We start from the raw sequence: 7,870 nt of genomic DNA on the forward strand, positions 1-7,870 counted from the left end.
CCGAGTACTCGACGATGGCGTTCCTGAAGGGTCTCAAGCAGGTCGACGGCTGGAAGGACATGCCGCTGACCGAGGCCGCCCAGACCGTGCAGGTCTCGGTCTCGTCGAGTACGCCGGCGGCAGCCACGGCGGTGGCGGCGGCCCGCCGGTGCAGGGCGGCGGCACGGTTCATACGCGACTTCGGACCGGCCACCGTGTCCACCCCTCTTTCCGAGGTTGGAAACCTCCCCGAGTCCCGACGGTATCCCAGGTCCAACCGCTCGCCTGGGAAGCGCGGCGGAGCGGAACAGTCTTGTCGCAAAGCGTGGCGAACTCTCACGTCACGGGTTCGTCCTGTCACGATCCGCAGGATCTGGGGCATTGGGTGCGGGGCGCTCAGCCGATAGCCTCAGGGGGTGGAATCAGTGCAGCCCCCCGCCGGTTCCCAGGTCTCCCGCGTACCGGCGCAGCGGACCCCGCCGGACCAGTTGGCGCCCCCGGCCGCCCCGCCGGCGCCACAGCAGCAGCCCCGCCGGACCCGCACCGTCCTCACCGTGGTCGCGGGGGTGCTGGCGCTGCTCTGCGTGAGCGGCGCGGTGATCGGCTACGTGCTGTACGACCGCGCCGCGACCCCGGACCGCAGCGCCCCGGACGTGGTGGTGGACAACTACCTGCGCGAATATCTGGTCAACCGGAACGACGCGCGGGCCAGCCTGCTCGTCTGTGAGGGCAGTCCGGCCGGGCTGCCCGCGTTGCAGTCCCTACGTGATGACCTCAAGGCCCGCGAGGAGCGCTTCGCGACCACGATCACCGTCAGCTGGGGCGCTCTTCAGGTGGAGCAGCAGGGCGGGAGCGCCGCAGTCGAGGCTGACCTGATCATCTCGGCCTCCGTGGACGGCAGCTCTCAGAGCGATCGTCAGAGGTGGCGGTTCCGCACGCAGTTGGGTGACCACTGGAGGGTTTGCGAGGCCGCCCGCGCCGGCTGAGTCCTCACTCGATCCACAACAGATGCACCGGAACCTCCAGGGTGGTCGGTGGCTGCCCGCGCCAGGCCCACCGGTACCACTCCAGTTCCGGGGTGATCCGGACGCAGATGTCGCCGTCGGCGCCCGAGTAGGTCTCAGTCACCGCGCGCAGGTCCCGGTGCTCGACCGAATCCTCGACGTGCACCACCCGCCGGCCGCTGACCCTGTCGGCCTCGAAAACCGGCGTCGGTATGCGGTGGGCCGGCTCGTCCAGCGAGACCAGCCGGATGCCCTGTTCGCGGGGGGCCGCCCCCGGCGACGGGCGCTCGCCGAGCGTCTCGACCCAGACCCGCTCCACCGGGATCAACGGCGCGAACACCTCGACCTGGTCGGACTCGGCCCGGTACCACTCGTGCTCGGGGATCACCGGCACGTAGGTGCGGCTGCCCTGCACCACCCGTTCGTCGGCCCGCAGGTCACCGCGCCAGCCCAGGCCAGGCAGCCCGACCAGGACCCGCCGGCCGCGCAGCTCGACCCGCCCGGTGGCGGGCACGATCTCGACGGCCGGGGGGTCAGTGGCGCCCAGTCGGGCTGGCCGGCGAAGGGATCCGGCAGCGGACCGCTCATCGTGCCGCTTGCCTCGTGCTCGACCCGTTGAGGGGCGCACCCCGCTGCAGCATGAACGGCACCGGGTCGATCGCCCCGAGGGAGCTGCGGTCACCGTCCCGGTGCACCTCGAAGTGCAGGTGCGGGCCGGAGGAGTTGCCGCTGCTGCCCACCCGCCCGATCACCTCACCGGCTCGCACCTCCTGACCGGGGACGACCAGCGGCTTGGCCACCATGTGGCAGTAGCGGGAGATGTACCCGCCGGCGTGCAGGATGTCGACGAACCAACCGCAGCCGCCCTTGCCGGGGTAACCGTCCACGTCGCAGTCGAGCCGGCCCCGGTGGTCGGGGTCGCAGCGCGCCACCAGCACCCGCCCGGTGGCCGCCGCGTGGATCGGCGTGGTCCCCTTCGGCGCGGCGATGTCGACCCCGTTGTGCTGCGGTCGGCTCGCGGTCCGGAAGCCCGAGCCCACTCTGCCGGGGATCGGTGACGTCCAGCCGGAGGCGGCGATCGCCTTGGCGGACGCCCGGTCGCAGACGGTCTTGTCGGCGATCCGCACGGTCCGGGCGGCACCCTTGGCCAGCGCGTTCACGATCCGGCTGGCGGTGTCCTCGTGCTTGGCGTACGCGTCCGGGTAGGCGCTGATCTGGACCCGCTGGGCGGCGAGGGTCAGCGGGAGCCGCTCCCAACCGTCGACCTTGAGGAGCTTCTCGTAGAACTTGCGGGCGGCGTAGTCCGGGCTCATCCGCTGCGCGACGGTGCCCCACCCGGCCCGCTGCTGGAACAGGCCGACCGAGTCGTGGTCGCGCCCGATCCCCTCGTTGGGGATGCCGCGGGATCCGGCGACTGTACTGTTCGCCAGGTTGCGCAGGGCCGACTCCTGCATCGCGGTCGCCACCGCGATCACCCAGCCGCGGGGTGGCACCTTCATCTCCTGCCCGACCTTGATGATGACGGCGGCGTTGCGCAGTTGGCTGTCGCCGTAGTCGGACATGCGCGGCATCCTGCTGGTGACGTCGACCCGGTGGTCCTCGCCGCACGTCTGTTCCGCGGCCACCAGATCCTGGTCGTCGCCGCCGAGGTTGGTGAGGAAGAAGGCCGCGGTGCCGCCGCCGCAGCAGAGCAGGGTGAGGGTGGCGGTCAGCGCGGTGACCACGGCGCCGACCCGGAGTCGGCGACGGGGCGGCTGGCCCACCCCCGGCAGCTCGGCAGTCATTCCCGCTCCCAGTCCACGGCGTCCACCAACCAGCGCCCGTCCGGCGCCACCAACTCCAGCCGGAGCCGCCCGGTCTCCAACGGGACCAGCACCTCCGCGAAGGCCTCCGTGCGCGGCCGGAGAATCAGCTCCCCGGTCACCTTTTCCGCCGGCACCCCCGCCGGATCGGCGCCCGTCAGCTTCTCGGTGAGGCCCGGGGTGGAGAGCGGGCGCAGGTCGGACTGCCACTTCACCGCCGTGGTGGCCGCCCCACCCAGCCACAGCCGGGCGAACCGGTCCGCCGTCTGCTGGGGGGTCAGTTCACCGGGACGCGTGCTGGGGGACGCCGGCACCGGTGTGGCGATGACGCCGTCGTCGCCCTCCGTGGGATCCACCGTGGTGATGGGCTCGCGCGGGCGGTTGCTGAGCCCGATGGCCGGGTCGACGGGGCCGGTCACCAGCCGGGCGGTCCCGATCACCGCGAAGACCAGTACGGCGATCGCGAGCGCGATACCGATCCGGGACCTCAGGACCCGGGTCACCAGGAACTCGATCGCCCGTCGCATCGCCGTCACCGTGCCTCTGAGCGCACCCGAGGGCTGGGCCTGGTGCTGGCCGGGGGGCGCTCGGCCGAGTCGGGTCGGTACACGACGAAGGACGGCGATTCCTCGGGCACGTCCGGCTCCGTCCAGCTCGCCGGCTGTTGCCGGCGGGGGCGCGGTGCGGAGCGCCGCTCGCCGCCACCGGACCGCACCTCCGGCTGCTCGGTCTCGTCCGCCCGCTCCTGGCCGTCCGGTCGTTCCCGCACCGCGAGGGTGGTGGAGGAGTGCGACGGGTCCTCCCGTCGGGCTTCCGGGCGCAGGTTCGACGGCTCCAGCGCCAGTCCGCGCCGCCGGGCGACGGCCGGCTCGGCCGTGCCCCCCGGCTCCACCACGTCGAGCCGCGCGGCGATCCGCATGTCGCGGAAGAAGCGACGGTGCCAGGAGCCGGCCGAGCTGACCGCCTCGCTGCTGTCCTTGCCGCCGAGCTGGGTGATCCGCCGGTACGGACGGAGCAGCAGCCAGCCGACCACGCCGCAGAGCCAGACCAGCACCACCTGGAGCCAGCCGGCCAGGGTGGGCGTGCTCATGATCAGGTCTACCGCGAAGAGGTAGATCGCGGCCCCGGTGCCGAAGATGGCGATGTTGAACAGCGCCGCGACGACCGCGTTGCCGAGCCGGCGCAGGCCGGCGCTGGCCGGTCTCAGCAGGCCGACCGTGCCCAGGATCGGAGCCGCGATGACCGCCCAGCGGAAGATCAGGAAGCCGAGCAGCACGAGCAGCGACGCGGTCAGGTCGAACATCGCGAAGAGCAGCGAGGCCAGCACGGCGATGAAGCCGGATCCGATCCGGTCCATGTCCCGGGCGCCGGTGAGGTATTCGTACGCCTCGGGGTCCTCCTTCTTGATCTGCTCGGCCACGGTCATCCACTGCTGCTGCTTGGCCTTGATCGTCGCTTCGCGAGTGGCGGGATTCTGCCGGAGCTTCCCCGCCTCCTCCCAGGAGAGCGACTTGGCGTCGTAGAGCGCGGGACCGTACTTCTTGGCGGTTTCGCTGTCCGCCGACCCGAGCACGCCCCGCAGCCAGTTGCGGTAGAGCATCGACTCGGTAGCCGTGTCGCTGGCCCGGACGGCCGGTGGCCGCTTGTCGACGCAGGCATCGGGGTTCGGAAGTACGCACTTGTCGGCCGGGACGCTTCTCGAAGCCGGCCCCACCGCGTCGTGGACGACGCCGAGAGTGGTGACGAGCGTGCCGTCCGCGATGTTGGCGGACTTGACCGGCCAGGCGGCCAGGGCGGTCACCGCGACCATCACCAGCAGGGCCCACCCGGCGGTGGTCATCGCGTTGCTCATGTCCGACTGGCGCGAACGCCAGATCAGGTAGAGGCCCACCACGCAGAGCGTGACGATGCCGAAGACGCTGAACACCTTCTGGTAGACGGCCTTGGTCGCCTTCTCCACCAGCGGGTCGGCCCAGCCCCACATCGAGCGGGGGTCCCACGCCCGCTCCCGCAGGGCGTTCGAGGCACCGATGATGGCCGTGGCGAACATGAACTCGCCGTTGGCCACGGTCGTGGTGAACTTGTAGTCCGGGTGCAGCACCGTCGAGGCGCAGCCACCCTCGACGTCGTAGGTGTTGAAGCTGTAACCGGCGTAGCCGTAGTCGCTGTACAGGCCCTTCGGGCCGGGCAGCTTGGAGGAGTCCGGCCGGGAGGCGAACCAGCCGGCGAGACCCGAGTCCGGCGCGGAGGCGACCGGCGGCTTCCGACAGGTGATCTCGTTCTCGCTGATCTGCTGCAGCTTGGCGACGCAGGCGCGGAAGTCGGCCTGCCACTCCTTGGTGCTGCACAGTTCCGCTGCCGCCTGGGCCGCCACCGGCGGGGCCGCCGAGGCCGGTGTAGCCGCGACCGCCGGCCAGGCGATCGTGGCACCGGCGAGTACGCCGATCGCGAGGAGGAGCGCCGCGATCCGTGCCCGGGCCCTCGCCATGTCACGCCTCCAGGTCAGCCAGGATGGTCGGCAGTTGCCCGGCCACCTGGGCGACCCCGGCGGGGGTGGTGTCCAGGTGTGCCAGCAGCCCCTCGACGTACGACACGTCGACCCGGACCTTCTGTACCCGGCCGTCCACGTCGCGCATCACGAACTCGCGGAAACCGAGCCGGTCCGCCGAGGTGGCGTCCACGGCCGAGAGCGAGGCGAGGGTGGCCTCGTACCCGTCGTCGACCGGCACCCGGAGCAGCCGCAGCGCCTCGGAGGCGATCTCGGCGTCCTCGGCGATCCGCCCGACGAAGACGGTGGAGACGAGGTTCTGCACGTCGAGGCCGAGGATGTCCTTCGGGTTCTGTGAGGCGACCAGGGCGGCGAGGTTCCACTTGCGGGAGTCCCGGGCGAGCCGGACCAGGAACGACCGGCCGGAGCGCCAGCCCTCCATGAAGTGCGCCTCGTCCAGGCCGACCAGCTTGCGCGACGACATCGACCCGCCGTAGCAGCGGCGCACGGCGAGCCGGTGCGCGGTGTGCAGCATCGGCAGGGCCAGCGCCTCCTCGGCGGACCAGTACTCCCGCTCGATCTTGAGGTCGGGGAGCCGGAGGCCGGCCATGGTGATCACGGTGAGCGCCGCGTCGGCGCCGAGCAGCCCTTCCGGCGGGCGGCCGAAGAAGAGCATCGCCAGCGGCATCTCGGCGGTGTCGAGCAGCAGGTTGGCCAGCTCCCGGCCGGCGTCGTCGTCCATCCCCTGCAGGCAGGCGACCACGTCGTCCAGCGTGGAGCTCTCCTCCGCTGGCACCTGGCGTACGGCGTGCCGGAACAGGGTCGCGGTGGACGCCTCGCGGGCCACCTGCGGCGGCACCAGCATCATGCAGATGTCCTGCACCAGCATCCGGCGCTCGGCCCGGGCGTTGGAGACCGCGATCTCGAACTCCCGGTCGCCCGCCGCGCCACTGCCGAACTCGCTGCGCAGCGGGGTGGGGATGAGCGAGTACGGGGCCAGCGTCCCCTGCTCCGACCCAGTCAGGTTGAGCACCCGTGCGTACGGTCGCAGCTCCGGCATCGCGCAGAGCCGGGCCAGCGGGCCGGACGGGTCCAGCAGGGTCACCTGCACCCCGCGCCGCGCGGCCAGGTAGCCGAGGGCGCCGAGCAGGGTCGACTTGCCACCACCGGGTTCGGCGACGAAGACCGCCAGGCCGGAGCGTTCGCGGACCTCCATCGGAAAGTGCAGGTCGAGGAAGACCGGGCGGCGGCAGGTGCCGGCGGTACGGCCGATCAGGTCGCCCCGGCGGTCGCCGACGGTGGAGGCGGCCTGCGGCAGCGCGGCGGCGAGCAGGTTGACCGGCATCCGCCGGACGTAGCCGGTGTTGGCGATCGGCTCGCCGGGGATGAACTCGCGGGCCAGCCAGTCCTGGTTCTTCGGGTGTTGCAGCGAGATGCGCAGCTCGCGGGAGTAGAGCTGGATGAGCCGGCGGGCCCGTTCCAGGCACTCCTCCCTGGTCCGGCCGCCGACGGCGATCCGGTGCCAGCCATGCGCGCGGGCCGAGTCCACCGGCAGGCCGGTGGTCATCTCGTCACCGATCACCAGCGCCCGCTTGGCCAGTCGCTCCAACTCGGGCGGGGCGTCGATGCCGTGCTCGGCGTAGTCGAGCTGCTGCGAGCGGATCATCCGCAGCCGGTGCTCCAGGTTACGGAAGGAGTCGCCGGAGCCGAGGATGTCGACCCGGGTGGAGATCTCCATCGGCCAGGGCAGCCGCTCGTGGAAGTGCAGCCAGGGCTCGTGCCGCTCGGGGATCTCCAGCGGCTCCATCCGGCCGACGGCGAGCACGGCGACGTGCCGCTCCTCGCCGGTCATCCGGTTGACCAGCTTCACCGTCGAGCCGTACGGGGTGCGGTAGCGCTCGACCTGTTCGGTGAGGGCGAGCAGGTCACCCCGCTCCCACCGGCCGTTGGTCACCGGGGAGAGCGTGCCGGGCGGCGCCATGCAGAGCGCGACCGAGCGGTAGAGCAGCCACTCCAGCTCCTGCGCGGTCACCCGGCGGCCACGCATGCCGAACGCGCCCAGCACCTCGTCGAACTGCTCGACGGTGCGGCCGAGCTTGCGGCGCTCGCCGTCGGCGGTGCCCCGGCCGAAGGTGCGCAGCAGCCGCTCGGTGAGCGAGTCGCCGAGGGAGCGCCGGGCGAAGGTGACGCCGAGGTAGGTCTGCCCCTCGGCGTGGTTGACCGACATCAGGTGCCGCTGGGCGGCGACCAGGTGGTCGGCCCAGCCGGGCGTGCCGGGGACGTCCGGCAGCGGCGCGGCCGTGTGCGCGTCGATGGTGCGGGCCCACTCGTCGGCCGGGAAGGGACGGGTGGTGCGGCGCAGGTGCAGCCGGAACCCGGCCAGGCCGGCGTACTGCTCCGAGATCGCCGAGAGCAGCGCCTCCCGTTCGGCGTCCGGGCGGAACGCCCAGCGCACCTCGGGCAGCCAGTACCAGGCGGTGACGGTGTTGGGAGTGAAGGTCAGGTGGCCGGCGATCTCGGTGATCGCCAGGTCGATCGACGGGTCCCGGTCACCGAACTTGATCTTCGGAGGGCGGACCCGGACGGGCTTGGCGGGG

Annotated in this window: 5 protein-coding genes and 1 pseudogene; 1 reads left to right on the top strand and 5 read right to left on the bottom strand. The window is 72.1% G+C overall.

The window, feature by feature from the left end; genetic code table 11:
* The first annotated feature begins 404 nt into the window (after positions 1-404).
* Positions 405-965, top strand: a complete 561-nt coding sequence (locus JNW89_RS21075) for a hypothetical protein (protein ID WP_238450207.1) — start codon at positions 405-407, stop codon at positions 963-965.
* A gap of 4 nt (positions 966-969) precedes the next feature.
* Here the strand turns inward: JNW89_RS21075 and JNW89_RS21080 are convergent.
* The 5 genes and pseudogenes from JNW89_RS21080 to JNW89_RS21100 form a co-directional block, all read right to left on the bottom strand.
* Positions 970-1,571: pseudogene (locus tag JNW89_RS21080) on the bottom strand (hypothetical protein).
* Positions 1,568-2,767 (bottom strand): M23 family metallopeptidase, encoded by a 1,200-nt coding sequence (locus JNW89_RS21085; RefSeq protein ID WP_238450208.1) that lies wholly within the window; start codon positions 2,765-2,767, stop codon positions 1,568-1,570. Before JNW89_RS21085 ends, JNW89_RS21080 begins: the two are co-directional and overlap by 4 nt.
* A complete protein-coding gene (locus JNW89_RS21090; protein WP_238450209.1) occupies positions 2,764-3,321 on the bottom strand; it encodes a hypothetical protein in 558 nt (185 codons plus the stop codon). The genes JNW89_RS21085 and JNW89_RS21090 overlap by 4 nt, the downstream gene beginning before the upstream one ends.
* The gene (locus JNW89_RS21095; RefSeq protein WP_238450210.1) at positions 3,318-5,273 is read right to left on the bottom strand and encodes an MFS transporter; all 1,956 of its coding nucleotides are present in this window, start codon (positions 5,271-5,273) and stop codon (positions 3,318-3,320) included. The genes JNW89_RS21090 and JNW89_RS21095 overlap by 4 nt, the downstream gene beginning before the upstream one ends.
* A 1-nt stretch (position 5,274) precedes the next feature.
* The coding region (locus tag JNW89_RS21100) for an ATP-binding protein (protein WP_238450211.1) at positions 5,275-7,870 on the bottom strand (2,596 nt) is incomplete at its 5' end.

The sequence above is a fragment of the Micromonospora sp. 4G55 genome (genome assembly GCF_016803375.1).

Bases quoted from the DNA above. Each gene is read 5' to 3' on its own strand.
- JNW89_RS21085 (WP_238450208.1), bottom strand. From the start codon at position 2,767: ATGACTGCCGAGCTGCCGGGGGTGGGCCAGCCGCCCCGTCGCCGACTC.
- JNW89_RS21095 (WP_238450210.1), bottom strand. From the start codon at position 5,273: ATGGCGAGGGCCCGGGCACGGATCGCGGCGCTCCTCCTCGCGATCGGC.